The sequence below is a fragment of the Adlercreutzia equolifaciens genome (genome assembly GCF_029076695.1).
GTDB lineage: Bacteria > Actinomycetota > Coriobacteriia > Coriobacteriales > Eggerthellaceae > Adlercreutzia > Adlercreutzia equolifaciens_A.
Window position 1 is genome coordinate 1 of record NZ_JARFIK010000681.1, and the last position, 286, is coordinate 286.

The following is a 286-nucleotide window of genomic DNA, read 5'->3' on the forward strand; positions in this document are numbered from 1 at the left end:
CCTTGGTCTAATTTTATCACGGATGCAGGAAATAGCCAAGACTTTGCCAGAATATTCGGTTGTAAGAGAAATGGTTGGAGTGGGAAATACATTAGCCCCAAAGTTAATTGCAGAAATAGGAGATGTTCGCAGATTTCGCAACGGGAAGGCATTGGTTGCATTCGCAGGAATTGATCCACCACCGTATGAATCTGGCCAATTTGTAGGTTGTAATAGGAAAATCTCGAAACGTGGTTCAGCATCATTGCGCAAAGTAGGATACGAAACAATGAGAAGTTTAAAAATG

At 41.3% G+C, this 286-nt stretch carries 1 protein-coding gene; it reads left to right on the top strand.

The window, feature by feature from the left end:
• The coding region (locus tag PZH32_RS14100) for an IS110 family transposase (protein WP_275208895.1) at positions 1 to 286 on the top strand (286 nt) is incomplete at both ends.